This is a genomic window from Halorubrum sp. PV6 (genome assembly GCF_003990725.2).
Taxonomy (GTDB): Archaea; Halobacteriota; Halobacteria; order Halobacteriales; family Haloferacaceae; genus Halorubrum.
Genome location: NZ_CP030064.1, coordinates 750,280 through 768,310 on the forward strand (window position 1 = coordinate 750,280; position 18,031 = coordinate 768,310).

General features: G+C 66.0%; 19 protein-coding genes. 12 read left to right on the forward strand and 7 right to left on the reverse strand.

Annotated features, from left to right (window positions below; all coding sequences use genetic code 11):
* Positions 1-1,388: 1,388 nt before the first annotated feature.
* Positions 1,389-2,057 (reverse strand): DUF6517 family protein, encoded by a 669-nt coding sequence (locus DOS48_RS17495; protein WP_127116973.1) that lies wholly within the window; start codon positions 2,055-2,057, stop codon positions 1,389-1,391.
* 326 nt (positions 2,058-2,383) lie between these two features.
* Here DOS48_RS17495 and DOS48_RS17500 point away from each other — a divergent pair, with 326 nt between their 5' ends.
* A complete protein-coding gene (locus DOS48_RS17500; protein ID WP_127118832.1) occupies positions 2,384-3,124 on the forward strand; it encodes a hypothetical protein in 741 nt (246 codons plus the stop codon).
* 32 nt (positions 3,125-3,156) lie between these two features.
* Here the strand turns inward: DOS48_RS17500 and DOS48_RS17505 are convergent, their stop codons facing one another.
* A complete protein-coding gene (locus DOS48_RS17505; protein WP_127116974.1) occupies positions 3,157-3,735 on the reverse strand; it encodes a hypothetical protein in 579 nt (192 codons plus the stop codon).
* A 21-nt stretch (positions 3,736-3,756) separates the two neighbouring features.
* A complete protein-coding gene (locus DOS48_RS17510) occupies positions 3,757-5,103 on the reverse strand; it encodes an alkaline phosphatase family protein (protein WP_127116975.1) in 1,347 nt (448 codons plus the stop codon).
* Between the two features lie 120 nt (positions 5,104-5,223).
* Here DOS48_RS17510 and DOS48_RS17515 point away from each other — a divergent pair, with 120 nt between their 5' ends.
* The 8 genes from DOS48_RS17515 to artA all read left to right on the forward strand — a co-directional run bounded on the left by DOS48_RS17515 (position 5,224) and on the right by artA (position 12,124).
* Complete coding sequence (locus tag DOS48_RS17515) at positions 5,224-6,141, forward strand: PhzF family phenazine biosynthesis protein (protein ID WP_127116976.1); 918 nt, start codon at positions 5,224-5,226, stop codon at positions 6,139-6,141.
* Between the two features lie 106 nt (positions 6,142-6,247).
* The gene (locus DOS48_RS17520; RefSeq protein WP_127116977.1) at positions 6,248-6,442 is read left to right on the forward strand and encodes a hypothetical protein; all 195 of its coding nucleotides are present in this window, start codon (positions 6,248-6,250) and stop codon (positions 6,440-6,442) included.
* 86 nt (positions 6,443-6,528) lie between these two features.
* The gene (locus DOS48_RS17525) at positions 6,529-7,479 is read left to right on the forward strand and encodes a calcium/sodium antiporter (protein ID WP_127116978.1); all 951 of its coding nucleotides are present in this window, start codon (positions 6,529-6,531) and stop codon (positions 7,477-7,479) included.
* A 57-nt stretch (positions 7,480-7,536) separates the two neighbouring features.
* Positions 7,537-8,937, forward strand: a complete 1,401-nt coding sequence (locus DOS48_RS17530) for a D-aminoacyl-tRNA deacylase (RefSeq protein WP_127116979.1) — start codon at positions 7,537-7,539, stop codon at positions 8,935-8,937.
* Positions 8,938-9,091: 154 nt separating this feature from the next.
* Positions 9,092-10,246 carry a cell division protein FtsZ gene (gene ftsZ / locus DOS48_RS17535; protein ID WP_127116980.1) on the forward strand — a complete coding sequence of 385 codons (1,155 nt, stop codon included), beginning with the start codon at positions 9,092-9,094 and terminating at the stop codon, positions 10,244-10,246.
* A 188-nt stretch (positions 10,247-10,434) separates the two neighbouring features.
* Positions 10,435-10,611, forward strand: coding sequence for a protein translocase SEC61 complex subunit gamma (locus DOS48_RS17540; RefSeq protein ID WP_127116981.1), 177 nt, complete (start codon positions 10,435-10,437; stop codon positions 10,609-10,611).
* Positions 10,611-11,063 (forward strand): transcription elongation factor Spt5, encoded by a 453-nt coding sequence (locus DOS48_RS17545; protein ID WP_127116982.1) that lies wholly within the window; start codon positions 10,611-10,613, stop codon positions 11,061-11,063. Before DOS48_RS17540 ends, DOS48_RS17545 begins: the two co-directional genes overlap by 1 nt.
* A 98-nt stretch (positions 11,064-11,161) precedes the next feature.
* Entirely contained in the window at positions 11,162-12,124 is a 963-nt protein-coding gene (gene artA / locus DOS48_RS17550) for an archaeosortase A (RefSeq protein ID WP_127116983.1), read from the forward strand.
* 44 nt (positions 12,125-12,168) lie between these two features.
* Here artA and DOS48_RS17555 read toward each other — a convergent pair whose 3' ends face one another.
* The 3 genes from DOS48_RS17555 to dph5 form a co-directional block, all read right to left on the reverse strand.
* Positions 12,169-12,543 carry a cyclic nucleotide-binding/CBS domain-containing protein gene (locus DOS48_RS17555; RefSeq protein WP_127116984.1) on the reverse strand — a complete coding sequence of 125 codons (375 nt, stop codon included), beginning with the start codon at positions 12,541-12,543 and terminating at the stop codon, positions 12,169-12,171.
* A gap of 97 nt (positions 12,544-12,640) precedes the next feature.
* Entirely contained in the window at positions 12,641-13,027 is a 387-nt protein-coding gene (locus tag DOS48_RS17560; protein WP_127116985.1) for a CBS domain-containing protein, read from the reverse strand.
* A gap of 62 nt (positions 13,028-13,089) precedes the next feature.
* Entirely contained in the window at positions 13,090-13,887 is a 798-nt protein-coding gene (gene dph5 / locus DOS48_RS17565; protein WP_127116986.1) for a diphthine synthase, read from the reverse strand.
* A gap of 167 nt (positions 13,888-14,054) precedes the next feature.
* Between dph5 and DOS48_RS17570 the strand changes: the two genes are divergently transcribed.
* From DOS48_RS17570 to lrpA1, 3 genes are all read left to right on the forward strand, one after another.
* A complete protein-coding gene (locus tag DOS48_RS17570; protein ID WP_127116987.1) occupies positions 14,055-15,950 on the forward strand; it encodes a 2-oxoacid:acceptor oxidoreductase subunit alpha in 1,896 nt (631 codons plus the stop codon).
* A gap of 3 nt (positions 15,951-15,953) precedes the next feature.
* Complete coding sequence (locus DOS48_RS17575; protein WP_127116988.1) at positions 15,954-16,892, forward strand: thiamine pyrophosphate-dependent enzyme; 939 nt, start codon at positions 15,954-15,956, stop codon at positions 16,890-16,892.
* 97 nt (positions 16,893-16,989) lie between these two features.
* Positions 16,990-17,418 (forward strand): HTH-type transcriptional regulator LrpA1, encoded by a 429-nt coding sequence (gene lrpA1, locus DOS48_RS17580; RefSeq protein WP_127116989.1) that lies wholly within the window; start codon positions 16,990-16,992, stop codon positions 17,416-17,418.
* A 64-nt stretch (positions 17,419-17,482) separates the two neighbouring features.
* On the opposite strand, the gene DOS48_RS17585 is transcribed toward lrpA1, so the two are convergent.
* Complete coding sequence (locus DOS48_RS17585; protein WP_127116990.1) at positions 17,483-17,989, reverse strand: GNAT family N-acetyltransferase; 507 nt, start codon at positions 17,987-17,989, stop codon at positions 17,483-17,485.
* Positions 17,990-18,031: the final 42 nt, after the last annotated feature.

Sequence of the window (18,031 nt, forward strand, 5' to 3'; positions counted from 1 at the left end):
GTGATTTTCCAAATCCACACTTACACCCCCTTCACTATCAACCAACTTGCCAGAGTATCCATAAACTGTATCATAAGCAACCCGTTGGTTGCTGGTTATCGGATGAACTGAAACGATATAGGGCGTAGATCCCCCTCTCATATCAAGTAAACTCACATTTTGTATCGTTAGGTTGGATCTAAGTTTACTGTTATATGTCTGAGTCTCTATATTTATTATCCCTGAATATACGTATGCTGTATCTGTTGCAATAGCGGAATTAAGTACTGAATCTGAAATGGTATCTCTAGGGTCTTCCCTGTCCAACTTTATTTCACTATCTGGAATTATGTGGACTCGCTTTTCGCCGCCGATTGTATTTAATCTAACAGAAATATTTTGTTTACCCCGTGTTGGCGTTGCAGGTTGGTCAGCAAAACCAGCTAACTCGTTCCCATCATATCCTTGTGTGATGACTATGGTCGAATCAACATCTGCAACAAGATTATCGATTGTCAGTGAAGAAGAAGTAGGGAACTCAGAGAATGCCTCAGTTGAGACCGTTGCTTGATCTGAAACACTAACTGAATTAGCTATCAGCTCAAATGGCCTTGATAATCTTACTTTATCATCAGCTAGCAGATGAGAGTAATCCACATCTGACTTGACCTCAGATGCTGACATTTTGAAGCTTGCGTTAACTGTCGAATTAACTTTCGAACTGTCTAATCCAGATATTGTAAGATGGTCGATTTTTAGAGTATCTTTGTTGTTGCTCTTATTAGAGATAACCTCAAAGACAGTGTGGTTCTTGTGCTCAAACCGATTTATTCCGGTTACTTCACCGCCTGTGATCTTATAATCAGTCACATTGCTAGATGCTGCGTCTATCGCTTTATTTTCTATAATTTCAGTACTAATAAACACACGTGCACCTGATCCGTTCGTTTTGACGGATACATTTTGCAACGTGGTTCTATTTTCATGGATAAATACATCTCTACCCTCTCCTGTGTCCGTTATAATTGGTGTCTGTGTTTCATTATTAGTTGATTCTGCACTAGTAGTTCCTACCCCAACGACCGCAAAGACACTGACAACGAGAACAAGCGCACAAATGGCGACACGCCGACCCGACATGTCTTGGATCATTGTTCGGTCCGCGGTGGTCAGAACGGCGGCGACAGGGCTCGAAACCGCTCGACTGTAGCGGTATGGGCCCGGACCGCAGTCTCACACCGCAACTGGCTGAGATTCGGTCTGATTGCTTATAAATCGGTTACGGACCGCGAAGCTTCCGCTCGCGGAAACGTCGGCGGCTGACGGCGACGCGGTCAGTCGTTTTTCGCCGTCGCTTACGGGTGTAAACGCACGGCAGAATCGCGCGGGCTGAAGAAGTGACCGCTGTGTTAGTGCTCGACCTGCTCCATCAGAGACAACACGGACTCGGAGGCGTCGACCTCGGTCGGGTGGACCCCGACGATCGCGATCACGTCCTCCTCGTGTTGGACGGTGCCGACGTACAGGTACACCGGCACGCCCTCAACCTCGCTGCTCTGTCCGTCGCCGGTTTCGACTTCGGCGTCGATCGTCGTCTCCAGAATAGAGATCTCGACCTCTTCCCCGAGAATCGTACGCGTCTCCGACCCGACGTCTTTGATGTCGTCCGCCTTGATTTCGGTCCCGCCACCGCCGACGTCTCGCTGGTTGACCTGCTCTACGAGCCGCCGTATCAGATCGCCTTCATCCGCCCGAACGAGCGGGTTGACGGACTGCCCGGCCACCTTCCCGTCCGGCGTGCTCGCCACGAACACCGCCGACCCGTTGTCGGGGTTCTCGTACCCGGCGAGCCACGTCGTCGCCGACACCTCGACGTTGACTCCCGAGGCTTCGAGCCGCTCGTCGATGGTGAACGACTGCGGCGATTCGCCCTCGTACCCGGCCTCCGTGACCGCCGCCGCCGGGATGCTGGCCGGTTTCGCGTCGAACTCGAAGGACCCGTCCTCGACGCCGCTACAGCCGGCGACTGCGAGGGACGTCGAGGCGGCGACCGCCGCGAGCAGTTCACGTCTTTCCATGCGAGCAGGTACGACAGGTCGCGGTGTTAAGCGTGTCGCCGCGATTGTGGCGATCTGATACTCGCACGGGAGCCAACTCACGCGGAGACCGAGTGAACGGGCGGAATCAGCGATCCGCCTGAGTGGATTGAGCGGCTGTCGAGGGAGGTAGTTCGTCGGGCCGTCGGTGGCGAGACACCACGCTCTCCGGACCGTCGTACAGACACTCGCTCCGACCAACCGTACAAACCAACCGTACAAACACCGCGGCCCGATCAAAGGCACAAAGTTCACGGTGTGGCGCGCGCGAGTCAAGCCAAATGGAACGCCGAGGACAAATCGGGCTGGTGGAAGCGCTCCTCCTTGACGTCGTCCGTCTCCACGAGACCTGGATGGAGGTCGTCTTCCCGAGACAGCTCGACCCGAGTGCGGTGTTAGGAAAGTGGAAGCCGGAAACCGCCGTCCAGAGCGTCGGGTACTACCTCTGGGCGCTGCTCGGCGCGCCGCTCGTGGCGGTGACGTACCCGCTTCTTCTGGTCGGGTTCGCGACCCGGTTTTACGCGGCGAAGCTCGATTCCGCCGTCGCGCGGTTCGGCGTGGTGGGCGCGGTGATCGTCGCGACCGTCGTCTGGGGGTCGCTCACGGTTCTCGCACACTTCCAACTCCCCACGGACGTGATGCTCGGCATCGGCCTCGCGAGTATCGTGGCGGTCGTCTCTGCGGGCTTGGCCGCCGGGTTCTCGAAGGTCGGGGGGCGATTCGTCAGCGTCCTGCTCGCGTACCCCTTCGCGATGACGGCGTTTTTCCTGCCGCCGGTCGTCGCCGCGGTCCTCACCCCGGCGCTTTCGAGCGCCGTCCTCGACCCGAGCTACGAGCTCGCGCGGTGGATCCTCGACACGTTCCTCGCGGTCGGCGGAATCAACGAGACGCTCCGCGGCGCCTTCGATCTGGAGACGTTCGGGCAGCAGTGGGGGCTCCCCGGTCTCGGCTACGTGTTGATGTGGATCGGCATCTCCGTCCCGCTCGGCTGGTTCCTCGGACTGCTCGTGGCGCTCGCCGACCTGATCCGACCGAAAGCCGACGACTGACGGCCGACCCTCGGCGCCCTTTTCTCTCGCGTCTACTCGTCGTCCCGGTCGAACCGCTCGCTCGCCGTCTCGAACGCCGACTCCGACTGCTCTCTGCTCCGCCGGCTCTCACGGGCCGCGATCGCTTCGGGGCCGGGGCTGGCGTCGTCGTTGATGCGGGCGAACGACCGGTGGACCTTCGTGTGACACCAGCGGCACAGCGCCACGGTGATCTCGTGGGGGCCGGCGTCGTCGCCGCCGGACTCCTCGCCGTCGTCGGGGCCAGCGGCGTCGTCGGGGCCAGCGGCGTCGGCGCCGCCGTACGACAGGTGGTGTTCTTCGACGAGCGGCCGCGAGTCGTCGTGTGCGATCCGGACTTCCGGGAGGCCACAGCGGTGGCACTCGCGGCCGTCGGTCGTCGACCGGTAGTGGGGACACGCGCGCCACGCGCCGTCGGGGCCGACGTGGCAGGCGTAGTCGTCGTCGCGGCGCGCGGCGGCGAACTCCGGGTCGTCGCCGGCCCGCGTCAGCGCGAACCGACAGCGACCGTCGTCGGTGAGGTGATCGCAGACGCCGGCGACAGAATAGGGGTCGTCGACGCCGACCGGGGTCCCGTCGGGTGTTCGTTCCATGTCGCCGTCTCCTCAGTCGACTCAGATCAGACTCGCGCCGTCGAGGTCGGTCCGGCCGTAGTCGATGTCGAGGAGTCGCAGGAGCGTCGGCGCGATGTCGAGTAAGTCCGCGTCCTCGACCTTCGCGTCCGGGTGGTCGACGAACAGCGCGGCGTCCTCGAAGGTGTGCATCCCGGTTCGCGGGCCGGTCGTGTCGAACACCGAGTCGTGGGGGCGGAAGCCGGCCTTGAGGTCGAACCCTTCGTTCGGGATGACGACCAGATCCGGCGCGATGGCCTCGTGATCGCCGCGGAACACCGTCTCGCGTTCGACGACTCGCTTCGCAACAGGGTTCCCGTCCGGTCCCTCCCAGGCTTCAAGATCAGCCCGCAGGGACTGCCGGGTGGACTCGTACTCCGACTCGGCGACGACGCCGTTTGGCTCGCGGCCCTCCACGTTGAGGTAGAATCGACCGGGGACCAGCGAGTACGCGCGGGCGTCGTCGGCGATGTCTGCGAGTGAGCCGTGGTCGTCGTCTTCATACGAGAGCCACCCCGACTCTTCGAGCCACTCGTTGCAGTAGACATCGTACTGCAACCGGGTGAACCCGTGGGTGGAGCCGACGACGAGCCGCACGTCGTTCGGGAGCGCTCGCCGAATCTCTCCGATGTGTTCGTCGAGCGCCGCGTAGAAGTCGAGCATGGCCTCGCGGTACGGCCCCTCGGTCTCGTAATCTCCCCAGAGGAAGTGGTTGATCCGATCGGGCGCGGAGAACACGCCGACGAACAGGTCCCAGTCGTCCATCTCGACGCAGCGGGAGAACGCCGCCGCGCGCGCGTCGAGCGTCTGGCGGGCCTGTTCGATGAACTTCGTCTTGTCGTCTCGGTGGCCGAGTTTCGCGTTGACGGACAGGCGGTAGTCGCTCTCCGTGAGGTACTTCCGGAACTCCTCGGGATGCGCGGCCTTGTCCACGTCCGGCGAGAGGTACCCGGAGACCATGCGCTGGACGGTTCGCTGGGGCGGGAACGTGACGGGGACGTTCAGCACCGTCGCGTTGAGCCCGGCCTCGGTCGCGCGGTCCCAGACTCGCGTCGCCTGCACGTCGCGGCCCATGGGAACGTACGTGTCGTACGAGCCGACCTCCCGGTCTTGGAAGCCGTACACGCCGGTCTCGCCGGGATTCACGCCGCTCGTGAGCACCGGCCAGCACGCGCTCGACTCGGGCGGCACGGCGCTGTCGATCGGTCCCCCGTCGCCCTCCTCGGCAATCGCCGACAGCGTCGGAAACGTGTCCGGGTTGTCGGCAACCAGGCTGTGGGGGAGCCCGTCGATCCCGATGAACGCCACGCGGGGCGTATCGTTCCCTCGTAGCCGGTCGAAGAGACCCATAGCAGTATATCCGCCGTGGAGGGCAAAAGGGTTGACATCGCTTTCGGTCGGTTCGCGCCCGCCCGACAGATCGCCCGTCGCTCTCGGGAGCATTTTAAAGCCGGGCCGTCACCGTGGCGCATGGAGACGCGCCGCACCCTTCTCGTCGACGCGTTCGCGGACGAGCCGCTGGCCGGGAACGTCGCCGGAGTCGTCCCGAACGCCGCAGGGCTGAGCGATGACCAGATGCAGCGGATCGCCGCGGAGCTCGGCGCCTCGGAGACCGCGTTCCTGCTCGGGAGCGACGAGGCCGACGAGCGACTCCGATACTTCACGCCCGCGACCGAGGTCGACCTGTGCGGTCACGCCACGATCGCGGCCTACGGCGCCCTCTTCGAGGAGGGGGCGATCGACGCCGGCGACCGGACCCTCCGGACCAACGTCGGCGACCTCGACGTCACCGTCGACGACGACGGGACCGTCTGGATGGGACAGAACCCGCCGTCGGTCGAGCGTATCGAGGCGGACGAGCTCGACGCCGACCGCCTCGGCGACGCGCTCGGCATCGACCCCGCGGCCCTGCGCGACGTGGGCGCGGACCTCCCGGTGGCGGTCGCCACCACCGGCCTCCCGTGGCTCGTCGTCCCCGTCAACTTCCTCGAACGGCTCGGCGAGGCGGACCCCGACTCGGCCGCCATCGAAGCGGTCTGCGCGGCACACGACGCGGTCGGGATATACGCGTACACGTTCGACGCGCTCGACCCGGAGTCGACGCTTCACGGCCGGGCGTTCGCGCCCGCGGTCGGCGTGCAGGAAGACCCCGTGACGGGAACCGCGAGCGGCGCCGTGGGCGCTTACCTGCAAGAGGTCGGCGCCTTCGACGGCGACTTCCCGGACGAACTCCGATTCGAACAGGGTCACTTCATCAATCGTCCCGGTCACGTCCGCGTCCGCGTCGCAGGCGACGAGGTTCGCGTCGGCGGCGACGCGGTCACCTCGCTGGACGGCGACCTTCGGGTGCCGGCCGCGGACCGCGACGACGACATCATCGAGGCGTAGCGCCCTCGTCACACCGGGCGGCTCGCTCGGGGCGTGCCGGCCGAACCGGGGCGCGAATCCGACCCGAAGGGCGAACGCTTACGAGTCCGCGAACCGTATCGTGTTCATGGAGTTCGACTTGCCGCGTGCGGCCGGTATCGTTGCGCTCATCGTCGTCGCCGGGACCCTCGGGGTCGCGTTCGGCACGCCGATGGCGCTCTCGACGACGCTGATGATGGTGCTGCCCTCGATGTTGGTCTTCGGTGCCATCGCGTTCGTCGTCGGAATGAAACACGGCGAGTTCCGGGCGACGCGCGCCTGAGGCGGCTCCGGGGTCGGCGAACGCCCCGCGTCCGTCGCGACGCGGAATCACGACGCTTTTTAAAACGGTGACGACAATCCGGAGCCGTGCTACTCGGGTCGCCGCTCACGGAACTGCTGTTGCTCGCCGGCGGCGCCGCCCTCCTGTACGCCGGCGCCGAGCTACTCGTCAAGGGCGCAAGCGACCTCGCGCTCGCGGTCGGGCTGAAGGCGTCGACGGTCGGCGTCACCGTCGTCGCGTTCGCGACCACGGCCCCCGAACTCTTCGTCTCCCTGCTCGGCGCGGTCACCGTCTCGACCGACACCGGGCTCGGCGCCATCGTAGGATCGAACATCGCGAACATCGGGCTCGTGTTGGGCGTCTCGGCGCTGATCCGCCCGCTCGATATCTCACAGACCGTCTTCGAGCGGCACGTCCCGTTCATGGTCCTCGCCGCGCTGCTGCTCGTCGGACTCGGGTGGGACGGCCAGATCGGCGCGCTCGACGGCGTCTTCATGCTCGCCGTTCTCGTCGCCTTCACCGCGGTCGTCTTGCGACGCGTCCAGCAGACGCAGTCGAGCATCTCGGCGGCCGAACGCGAGGGGATGCCCGACGCACGCCTCCGGGACGCCGCCTTCGTCGTCGTCGGCATCGTCGCCCTCGTCCTCGGCTCCCAGTGGCTCGTCGAGGGCGGGCAGTCGCTGCTCTCCGCGGCCGGGTTCTCGGACATCTTCATCGGGCTCACGGTGCTGGCGCTCGGCACCTCGCTGCCGGAGCTGGCGGCGAGCGTCGTGGCCGCGATCCGGGGCGAGGCCGACTTCAGCGTCGGCAACGTCGTCGGATCGAACATCTACAACGTGCTCGCGGTCCTCGGCATCGTCGCGGTCATCACGCCCATCAGCGTCAGCGCCGACGTCCGCGGGTTCGAGTTCCCCGCGCTGCTCGTCGTCACCGCCCTCGTGGTCGGGCTGATGTCCCGCGGCAAGCGCATCTCGCGGGCCGACGGCGCCGTCCTCGTCGCCACCTACGGCGGGTTCATCTACCTGTTGTTGCCGTAGGCGCTCTCGCTGTCGCGAACCGACGGCTATTCGGCCGCCCGACCCGGACCGCCGTCCGTGATAGCGATCGTCGTCAGCCGGGCCGACAGCGCCTCGGAACACATCGGCGAGCAGCTGCTCGCCGTCGGCGACTGGGAGCGTCGGACCGACCCGACCCGACCGGACGCCGCCGGCGGTGGAACCTACTACCGGACCGACGGGTTCGAACTGCGAGAGTTCGACGACCTCCACATCGAACTCTCCGATCCGGCGGCCGCGTTCGGAGCGAGCGAGGACGCGGGCGACGACGAGCCCGCGTTCCTCGTGTTCGTCTCCCGCCACTCCGGCGAGACGGGAGCGCTCCTGACGGCGCACGTCACGGGCAACTTCGGTCCCGCGCCGTACGGCGGCGCCCCGGAGACCCTGGCGCGAGCCGCGCCGGGCGCCGAAAAGCGCGTCGTCGAGGCGCTGGCGGCTCACGCCCCGGCGGGGTACGACGTGGGGATCGAGTGTACGCACCACGGCCCGACCGACACCGCCGTGCCGTCGCTGTTCGTCGAACTCGGCTCAGGCGAACCGCAGTGGCGCGATCCGGACGCGGCTCGCGCCGTCGCACGGGCGGTCCTCGACCTGCGGGGCACCGGCGCGGAACTGCGCGGCGACGGCGACCGCCGGCCGCGCCACGTCGTCGGGTTCGGCGGCGGCCACTACGCCCCGCGGTTCACCCGAATCGTCCGGGAGACGGACTGGGCAGTGGGCCACGTCGCCGCCGACTGGTCGCTCGGGGACCTCGGCGCGCCCGACGCGAACCGCGACGTGATCGAACAGGCGTTCTCCCGGAGCCGGGCGGATCTGGCCGTCATCGAGGGCGAAAAGCCCGCCCTCGCGGCGACGATCCGGGATCTCGGCCACCGCGTCGTGAGCGAGACGTGGGTGCGCGAGGTCGGCGACCGGCCCCTCCCGCTGGTCGACCGGCTGGCGGCCGACCTCGCGACCGTCGAGGAGGGGCTCCGGTTCGGCGACGTCGTCCCGGCGGCCCCCGACGCGATCCGTCTCGGGGACCTCCCGGCGGCGCTGTGCTCGCGGGCGCAGGGCATCGACGCCGACGCGGCCCGCGCGGCCGTGGAGTCGGCGACCGTCGCCTTCGAGACCGCGCAGGCGGGGACGCGAGCGACGGGGCGGGCCGCCTTCGACGCCGCCGACTCGTCGCCCGGCTACGCCGACCTCGTCGCGGGGCTCGCGGCGGTGTTGGAGGAGGGCTACGACGCGGTCGAAGTCACCGACGAGGCAGTGACCGCCCACGAGACCGCCTTCGACCCCGAACTCGCGGCCACACTGGGCGTTCCGGAGGGCCCGGCGTTCGGGCGACTCGCTGACGGGGAGTCGGTCGAGGTCGACGGCGAAACGATCGCGCCGGAGGCGGTGTCGCGAGAGCGGACGGACCGGTTTCCGATCGGTCCGGCGCCGACCCCGGACTGACTCTCCGAGGCGAGCGACGGCGTCGGCGACCGTCGCCGCGCGAGCGATCGCCGAAGGGCCGGTTTCGGCGGGTATCGAGACGTCTCGGGCCGTCTGACCCACGTCAGACGATCGGGCAAAAATAAATACGTCCGGGTCGCAACCACACGATATAATGGACTCTATCGTTGAGGACGCCATCGACGAAGCCGAGGAACCTCCGGCGGACGACGCCGGAGGCGCCGGCGCCGGCGACACCGACCCAACCGCCGGCACGCCGCCACAGACGGGAACGATGACGGACGACGAGCTGCAGGATGTTCTCCAAGACCTCCAGACGAACATCACCGTCGTGGGCTGTGGCGGCGCCGGCGGCAACACCGTAAACCGGATGACAGAAGAGGGGATTCACGGGGCGAAACTCGTCGCCGCGAACACCGACGTACAACACCTGGTCAACATCGAGGCCGACACGAAGATCCTCATGGGCCAGCAGAAGACGCAGGGCCGCGGGGCCGGCTCCCTCCCGCAGGTCGGCGAGGAGGCGGCGATCGAGTCCCAAGAGGAGATCCACGACGCCATCGACGGCTCCGACATGGTGTTCGTCACCGCCGGGCTCGGCGGCGGAACCGGCACCGGCTCGGCCCCGGTCGTCGCCAAGGCGGCCCGCGAGTCCGGCGCGCTCACCATCGCCATCGTCACCACGCCGTTCACGGCCGAGGGCGAGGTCCGACGCACGAACGCGGAGGCCGGTCTCGAACGCCTTCGCGACGTGAGCGACACGGTCATCGTCGTCCCCAACGACCGGCTGCTCGACGCGGTCGGCAAACTCCCCGTCCGGCAGGCGTTTAAGGTGTCCGACGAGGTGCTGATGCGCTCGGTGAAGGGGATCACGGAGCTCATCACGATGCCCGGCCTGGTCAACCTCGACTTCGCCGACGTTCGCACGGTCATGGAGAAGGGCGGCGTCGCGATGATCGGCCTCGGCGAGTCCGACTCCGACTCGAAGGCGCAGGACTCGGTGAAGTCCGCGCTCCGCTCGCCGCTGCTCGACGTCGACATCTCCGGCGCGAACTCCGCGCTGGTCAACGTCACCGGCGGCACCGACATGTCCATCGAGGAAGCCGAGGGCGTCGTCGAGGAGATCTACGACCGGATCGACCCCGACGCGCGGATCATCTGGGGGACTTCCGTCGACGAGGAGTTGGAAGGCGAGATGCGGACCATGATCGTCGTGACCGGCGTCGAGTCCCCGCAGATTTACGGACGCAACGGCGAGGGCGCAGAAGAGGCCTCGCCCGAGATGGAAGACATCGACTACGTCGAGTAATCGCGCCGCTCGCGTGCCGGTCGATTCGATGGCGTGGACGACCGTGTCTGTGGCCGCTTTTTTCCGGGCGTCGCCCGCCGCCCACCGCTCGCGAGCGTCGCGCCCGTGTCGGCCACGTCGCGGGCGTCGGCGAGCCGGAGGCGCGCATCAAAAGGTAAAAACCGGATCGACTCGAACTGCCTCGTAACATGGACGTCCCGTACGACCTCAACAGCTACATTCGGGTGCTGAAACTGGCGAGCACGCCGAGCTCCGACGAGTTCCTCCAAGTGTCGAAGATCGCCGGCGCCGGCATCCTGCTCATCGGCTTCATCGGCTTCCTGATGTTCGCGGTCATGAGCCTCCTGCCGGGGGTCGGCGCGTAATGCCGATCTTCTCGGTCAAGACCACCGCGAGCCAGGAGCGGACCGTCGCCGACATGCTCGCCGAAAAGGAGATGCCGGAGATCCAAGCCGTCATCGCTCCCGACCAGCTGACGAGCTACGTGATGGTCGAAGCCAGCGACGGCAGCGTGTTCGCCCGGATCCTCGACGAGATCCCCCACGCTCGCGGCGTGATTCAGGGCTCCGAGGGGCCGGCCAGGAGCCCCTTCTCCGAGGTCGAGCACTTCCTCTCGCCGACCCCCGACGTGGAAGGGATCGCCGAGGGCGACATCGTGGAACTCATCGCCGGGCCGTTTAAAGGCGAGAAGGCTCGCGTCCAGCGGATCGACGAGGGCAAAGACCAGGTGACCGTCGAACTGTACGAGGCCACCGTTCCGATTCCGGTGACGGTCCGCGGCGACCAGATCCGCGTGCTCGACTCGGACGAACGCTGACCGGCCCGCTCCGGCGCTGATATCCCCTCTTCTGTCCTGCGGTGACGGATCGGCTGCAACGACAAGGGCTTTATCCGGCGATGACTGACGGTCTCGATATGCTCGGTTCCGGCGTCCCGGCGGTGCTGTCCCTCGTGCCGGACACGTTCACGTTCGCCTGGATCGTCGCCCTCCTGTTCGGACTCGCGTGGCTCTTGGACAGCCGCGGCCTCGCGGCCGGTCGGTCGATAGCGGCCGGCACGTGGGGGTTGTTCGGGCTCTTCTGGCTGTCGACGGTGCCGTACTTCGCGTTCGAACACCAGAGCTACGTCGAGTCGATCCTCGCGCTCGTCGGGGTGCCGGCCTGTCTGTACGCCGGCTATCTCCTGTACAACGGGCGGGCGTCGCTGTTCACGCTCACGCGAGCGATCGCCATTATGCTCTTTATCTACCTCCCGTTCGAGACCATTCCAGCGTTCACGCTCGGCGGCGTGGCCTTTCCCGAACCGCGGCGAATCCTGATCGAGGTCGTCGCGACGCAGACCGGGATGCTCATCGACCTGCTCGGCTACGCGCCGGAGCGAGTCGCGAGCAGCGAGGGGTACGACGCGGCCTACCTCTGGACGCTCGACGACGGCCACACCTACCGGATCGACATCGTCTTGGCCTGTACGGGGCTCGGGAGCATGGCGATATTCGGCGGGCTCGTCGCGGCCGTCGAGGCCCCCCTGCGGCGCAAGGTTCGCGGACTCGCCGTCTCCGTCTCGCTCATCTACGTCCTCAACATCCTCCGGACGACGTTCATCTCGGTCGTCGCGGGCAACCAGTACATGCAGTGGTACCCCGATATCGTGTTGACGATGTTCGGCGCGAGCGACCCGTACCGGGTGTCGTTTCTGATCTCCGACCGCATCATGAGCCAACTGCTCGCGGTCGTGGCGCTGATCGCTATTACGTTCCTCGTGGTCCGAGAACTCCCGGAGCTCGTGGTCATCCTCGAAGACGTCCTCTACCTGCTCACCGGTGAGGAACACGACCTCACGGAGACGTTAGATCTCCCGCGGTCGCCGACGAACCGCTGATCGGGCTCCACCGACGGGGTCGGACACCACGGCGGCGCCGACAGTTACGAGAGGTGTTCGGCGACGTCGGTCGAAGAGACCATCCCGACGTAGTCGTCGTCGACGACCGGGAGGTGTTTGACGCCGTACATCGTCATCATCGCCGCGACTTCCTCCATCATGAGGTCCGGGGTCACGGTCTCGACGTTCTGCGTCATCACGTCTCGGACGGTCGTCTCGTCGGTGTCCTCGCCGACGGCGACGGCGCCGACGATGTCGCCTTGGGTCACGATACAGCCGCCGCCAGTGGTCACGACGAGCGCGCTGATGTCGCTGTCGCTCATCCGTCGCGCCGCCTCGCGGAGCGGTTCGTCAGCGCCGATCGTCTCAAGCGGCGTCGACATGACGTCTTTGACGCGGGTCCGGTCGTTCAAATCCATAGCACGTCCTGCGACAGCGCGTCTGATTATTCTTCCGGTGTCTCACATCCTCGCCCGGAGGAGTATTTAAAAGCGCTACGGGGCCCGGCAGCGAGGGCTATCGCTTCCCCGAGACGTACGCCGTGAAATCGGTCGTCGAGACCATGCCGACCAGAGTGCCGTCCCCGTCGACGACCGGGAGGTGGGTGTACCCCTGCTCCGTCGGCTCGGCGAGCTCCGCGACGGAGTCGTCGAGCGACACGGTGAGGACGTCCGTCGTCATAAACGCGTCCACGACGCTCGTGTCCTGTGGCTCGTTCTGCCGGACGAGCGAGACGAAGTCCCTCCCGGTTATCAGCCCCGCGAGGCGTCTGTCGTCGTCGACGACGAGGATCGAGTTCACGCCCGTTTCCAGCATGCGGCTCGCCGCTTCCGCGGCGGCCGCACCCGTTTCGATGGTGACGAGGTCGGTCGACATCAGTCGCTCGACAGTGATCTCTGCCATGTTGCTTGATAACGCACGACAAGAATATCAACCAACCGGTCGGCGACCCGACAGGCTCGGCCCTACTCCTCGAGGAGTTCCGCCGGTGCGCCGGCGAGTCCAGCGAGCGCGTCGGCCTCGACGTGGTGGAGGGCTCCGGGAATGACGAGGAGGTGGAGCGGGTCGCCGAACTCCCGGTCGGCGAGCGCGCTCAGTCGGTCGGCGGCCACGACCGCGTCCGGTGAGCCGGCGCGAGCGACGACGACCCCGAGCGGGTCCGCCCACTCGTCGGCGAGCAGGCCGGCGGCGACGTCGGCGGTCATGTACTCCTCGTGGTCCGGATCGGGGCCGGTCGGACCCGTACCGACCTTGATGTCGAGGTACACGACGGTGTGGAGTCCGCGGTCGCGGTTCGCCGCTATCGTCTCGATCACGCTCGCCGGCACGTCGTCGCCGCCGTGCGCGTACGGGAACGGGAGCGTCGTCGCCTTCCCGAACCGATAGTTCTGGAGCCCGGTGAGGCTGGAGGCGGCCGACTGGGCCGTGACCCCGTGGATCACGCGGGTGTCGATGCCGCGCGACTCGGCGCGCAGTCTGAGATCGGTGTGTGTCGTCGAGATCATCGTGTCGCCGGCGGTGAGGAAGGCGACGTCGCCATCTTCGGCCGCCGCGAGGATCGCCTCCGGGTCCTGTTCGACGCCCTCGCGCGGGCGAACCTCGATCTCCACGTCGTGGTAGGCCTCCAGCGTTTCGACGTCCGCGCCGACGAGTTTGCTGGTGTAAAACTCCGCGAAGACCCGATCCGCGTCTCCGAGCGCCTCGCGACCCTTGACGGTGATGGATCGCTCGTCGTAGAGACCGAGGCCGATGAAGGTAAGCATACGGGGACTCAGACGGGCGGTGAGTAAAAGGACGCGGAACGTCCCGAAACCGGCGACTCCGTCGCTGCCGTGTCCTTCATGATCGTCTCTTGTGATTCCATAGCAAGCCATAAGAGGTAACCAACACAACGTGGATTCACGAGGCCCTCACGGGCTCACATACCACTATGACTGATGATGAACTCATCTGGCGGATATCGGGGGGATCCGGTGACGGGATCGCTTCGACCAGCCAGAACTTCGCCAAGGCCTTGATGCGGTCGGGGCTCAACGTCTTCACGCATCGCCACTACCCGTCGCGGATCCGCGGGGGCCACACGTACACCGAGGTCCGAGCGTCGTCGGACCCGGTACGGTCCCGAGGTGACGGATACAACTTCCTGCTCGCGCTCGGCGACTCGTTCGCCCGCAACCCGCAGGAGGACGCGCTCTACGGGAATGAGGAGATCAAGCCGCTCTCCGAGAATCTCGACGAACTCCGCGAGGGCGGGGTCATCGTGTACGACGAGGGGCTCTTAGACACCTCCGAGATCCCCAACTTCGACGAGCGCGTCGAAGAGAACAACTGGCACGTCTACCCCCTCGACCTCCGCGGGCTCGCCCGCGACATGGGCCGCGAGGTCATGCGCAACACCGCCGGCGTCGGCGCCACCTGCGCGCTGACCGGCATGGCCCTCGAACACGTCGAGGACCTCATGCGCGACGCGATGCCGGAGAAGATCCTCGACCCGAACCTGGAGATTCTGGAGACGGCGTACAACCAGGTGCGCGAGGAGTACGACGTGGACGCCCCGGACGTGTCGGTTCCGACCGGCGAGCACGACGAAACGCAGCTGCTCATGTCCGGGTCGGACGCCATCTCCTACGGCGCCATCGACGAGGGCTGCCGGTTCATCGCCGGCTACCCCATGACGCCGTGGACCGAGGTGTTCACCATCATGACGAACAACCTGCCGAAGCTCGGCGGGATCTCGGAGCAGGTCGAAGACGAGATCGCCGCGGCCGCGCTCGCCGTCGGTGCGTCACACGCCGGCGTGAAGGCCATGTCGGGCTCTTCCGGCGGCGGCTTCGCGCTGATGTCGGAGCCACTCGGCCTCGCGGAGATGACGGAGACGCCCGTCGTCTTAGTCGAGGCCATGCGCGCCGGTCCCTCGACCGGGATGCCGACGAAGCCCGAGCAGTCCGATCTCGAACACGTCCTGTACACCTCACAGGGCGACTCCCAGCGCGTCGTCTTGGCGCCGGGAACGGTCGAGGAGGCGTACGAGCAGTCGCGGATCGCCTTCCGGCTGGCCTACGAGTACCAGATCCCGTCGATCCTCCTGTACGACCAGAAGCTCGGCGGCGAGATGACCAACGTCCCCAAGAGCCACTTCGACCGTGAGCCGAACCCGACGCTCGGGAAGACGCTCACCGAGGACGCGCTGGCCGACGAGCCGCACTCCCCAGACGGGAAGTTCCACCGGTTCCAGCACGACGTCGACGACGGCGTCTCCCCGCGGTCGATCCCCGGCCAGAAGGGCGGGCGCTACCTCGCGACCGGTAACGAGCACGACCCGACGGGACACATCTGTGAGGACGCGGACAACCGCGTCGCGCAGATCGACCGGCGGACGGAGAAACTGGAGGCGATCCGCGCCGACCTCGACACCGTCGACACCGGCTCGTACGCCGGCCCTGACGACGCCCAGTACGGCATCCTCACGTTCGGCAGCCAGCAGGGCACCGTCGAGGAGGCCGTCGGCCGACTCAACGACGCCGGCATCTCGGTGAAGTCGTACGGCGTCTCGGACATGCTCCCCTTCCCGACCGATCAGGTCGAGGCGTTCGTCGAGAGCGTCGACGAAGTCTTAGTCGTCGAGATGACCGCCTCGGGGCAGTTCCGCGGGCTCATCCAGAAGAACCTCGGCCGTTACGGCGAGAAGCTGTCGAGCCTGTTGAAGTACAACGGTAACCCGTTCGAGCCCGCAGAGGTCGTCGACGGGTTCGAGGCCGCGATCATCGACGACGACGGTGACGCGTCCGGCCATCAGACCACCTTCGTCCCAGCCGCAGGTGACTAACACATGAGCACGTTTTCAGCAATCGGAGAGGAGCGAGAGATCGACCGCGACGAGTACACGCCCGGCGTCGAGCCCCAGCCGACCTGGTGTCCCGGCTGCGGTGACTTCAGCGTCCTGAAGGCGCTCAAGCAGGCGCTCCCTGAAGTCGGCCGCTCGCCCGAGGAGACCCTGCTGTGTACGGGGATCGGCTGTTCCGGGAAGCTGAACAGCTACCTCGACACGTACGGGTTCCACACGATCCACGGGCGGTCGCTGCCGGTGGCTCGCGCCGCGAAGCTCGCGAACCCCGGCCTCGAAGTGATCGCCGCCGGCGGCGACGGCGACGGCTACGGGATCGGTGGGAACCACTTCATCCACACGGCGCGGGAGAACCACGACATGACGTACATCGTCTTCAACAACGAGATCTTCGGACTCACCAAGGGACAGACCTCCCCGACGAGCCCGAAGGGACACAAGTCGAAGACGCAACCCCACGGGAGCGCCAAGGAGCCGCTCAAGCCGCTCTCGATGTCGCTCAACGCTGGTTCCTCCTACGTTGCCCGCACGGCCGCGGTCAACCCGAACCAGGCCAAAGAGATCATCATCGAAGCGATCGAACACGACGGCTTCGCGCACGTCGACTTCCTCACCCAGTGTCCGACCTGGAACAAGGACGCGCGCCAGTACGTCCCCTACATCGACGTCAACGAGTCGGACGACTACGACTTCGACAAGACGGACCGCGTCGAAGCCGCGGAGATGATGCGCGAGACCGAAGAGTCGCTGCACGAGGGTGAGGTCCTCACCGGCCGCTTCTACGTCGACGAGGATCGCCCGTCTTACGGCGAAGAGAAGCGGACGATCGGCGAGATGCCCGAAGAGCCGCTGGCGGAGCGCTACTGGGACGACGACTACGAGTGGGAGCGCTCTCACGACCAGTTCCTCGACAAGCACGCCTGAGACGGCCGTCTACGGTCTCTCCCCGACCGGGCCGTCCATCAGCCAACTCGTTTTTCGGTTCGCAAGGTATTTTTTCTGTGGTGACAAAGTGGTTGGTATGAGTACGGTATCGACGGAAGAACGGATCCTGTCGGTGTTAGAGGAGGACGCGCAGGCGTCCTGTGCGGAAATCGCCGACCGGGCCGACGTCTCGAAACCGACAGTGCGGAAGTACATCGATCGCCTCGAAGAGAAGGGCGTTATCGTCGGCTACTCCGCCGAGATCGACCCGAAGAAGCTCTCCTCGCAGTCGATCGCGATGGTGGGGATGGACGTCGACTCGGGACAGTACGTGGGTGCGACCCGCCAGCTCAAGGCGCTCGACGAGGTACAGGCGCTGTACACGTCCTCCGGCGACCACATGCTGATGGCCGAGGTCCGCGCCGGCGACGGCGACGAACTCGGGGATGTCATCTCGGAACAGCTGCTCGGCGTCGACGGCGTCACCGCGGCACACCCCTCGTTCCTCCAAGAGCGACTGAAGTGACGACCGGCAGTTAAAAGCGAACGGCGCTCGCGAGGTCGCGCGTGAATCGACACACGGACTGCTGTTACTGAAGCGACTCCACGTCCGCGGCGAGGATCGACTCGTCACCGGCCGGGCCGCGCCGAGTGCGGCGGTGGGTGAAGCCGTGCGCGCTGAAAAACTCCGTACTGCCGGGATTGTCGGTCGCGACGGTCGCACGGAGGGTGTCGACGCCTCGGTCGGCGACCGACGACGCGACGCGAGCGAGCAGTTCGTTCGCCACGCCCTCGCCCGCGTGCGTCGGGTGGACCCACAACGCGAGCAGTTCGGCCTCGCGATCCCCCTCGCTCGCGTCGGGGCGGTCGACGGTCGCCTCTTCTACGTCGGGGTGCGCGATGGCGACGCCCACGGGTCCCTCCTCGTCCTCCATGAGGAACGACCACTCGGCCTCGGCGGCGGCCTCGCGGACGCCGGCGGCAGACACGTCGAGAAGGGGGGCTCCGATGTCGTCGAAGACGGTGGCCTCGCGGGCTCGCGACACGGCTGTCCGCAGCGCCTCTGCGTCGTCGGGCCGGGCCGCCCGGACATGCATGTGTACCCATGAGTAAAGAAGTCACCTATAGGTTTCGGGGTG

What these genes read in the sequence shown, in the direction of transcription:
- DOS48_RS17575 (WP_127116988.1), top strand. Translation starts at nt 15,954, where the DNA reads ATGAGCACGTTTTCAGCAATCGGAGAGGAGCGAGAGATCGACCGCGAC.
- DOS48_RS17570 (WP_127116987.1), top strand. Translation starts at nt 14,055, where the DNA reads ATGACTGATGATGAACTCATCTGGCGGATATCGGGGGGATCCGGTGAC.
- DOS48_RS17495 (WP_127116973.1), bottom strand. Translation starts at nt 2,057, where the DNA reads ATGGAAAGACGTGAACTGCTCGCGGCGGTCGCCGCCTCGACGTCCCTC.
- DOS48_RS17515 (WP_127116976.1), top strand. Translation starts at nt 5,224, where the DNA reads ATGGAGACGCGCCGCACCCTTCTCGTCGACGCGTTCGCGGACGAGCCG.
- DOS48_RS17505 (WP_127116974.1), bottom strand. Translation starts at nt 3,735, where the DNA reads ATGGAACGAACACCCGACGGGACCCCGGTCGGCGTCGACGACCCCTAT.
- DOS48_RS17510 (WP_127116975.1), bottom strand. Translation starts at nt 5,103, where the DNA reads ATGGGTCTCTTCGACCGGCTACGAGGGAACGATACGCCCCGCGTGGCG.
- artA (WP_127116983.1), top strand. Translation starts at nt 11,162, where the DNA reads ATGCTCGGTTCCGGCGTCCCGGCGGTGCTGTCCCTCGTGCCGGACACG.
- lrpA1 (WP_127116989.1), top strand. Translation starts at nt 16,990, where the DNA reads ATGAGTACGGTATCGACGGAAGAACGGATCCTGTCGGTGTTAGAGGAG.
- DOS48_RS17560 (WP_127116985.1), bottom strand. Translation starts at nt 13,027, where the DNA reads ATGGCAGAGATCACTGTCGAGCGACTGATGTCGACCGACCTCGTCACC.
- DOS48_RS17585 (WP_127116990.1), bottom strand. Translation starts at nt 17,989, where the DNA reads ATGCATGTCCGGGCGGCCCGGCCCGACGACGCAGAGGCGCTGCGGACA.
- DOS48_RS17545 (WP_127116982.1), top strand. Translation starts at nt 10,611, where the DNA reads ATGCCGATCTTCTCGGTCAAGACCACCGCGAGCCAGGAGCGGACCGTC.
- ftsZ (WP_127116980.1), top strand. Translation starts at nt 9,092, where the DNA reads ATGGACTCTATCGTTGAGGACGCCATCGACGAAGCCGAGGAACCTCCG.
- DOS48_RS17520 (WP_127116977.1), top strand. Translation starts at nt 6,248, where the DNA reads ATGGAGTTCGACTTGCCGCGTGCGGCCGGTATCGTTGCGCTCATCGTC.
- DOS48_RS17555 (WP_127116984.1), bottom strand. Translation starts at nt 12,543, where the DNA reads ATGGATTTGAACGACCGGACCCGCGTCAAAGACGTCATGTCGACGCCG.
- DOS48_RS17540 (WP_127116981.1), top strand. Translation starts at nt 10,435, where the DNA reads ATGGACGTCCCGTACGACCTCAACAGCTACATTCGGGTGCTGAAACTG.
- dph5 (WP_127116986.1), bottom strand. Translation starts at nt 13,887, where the DNA reads ATGCTTACCTTCATCGGCCTCGGTCTCTACGACGAGCGATCCATCACC.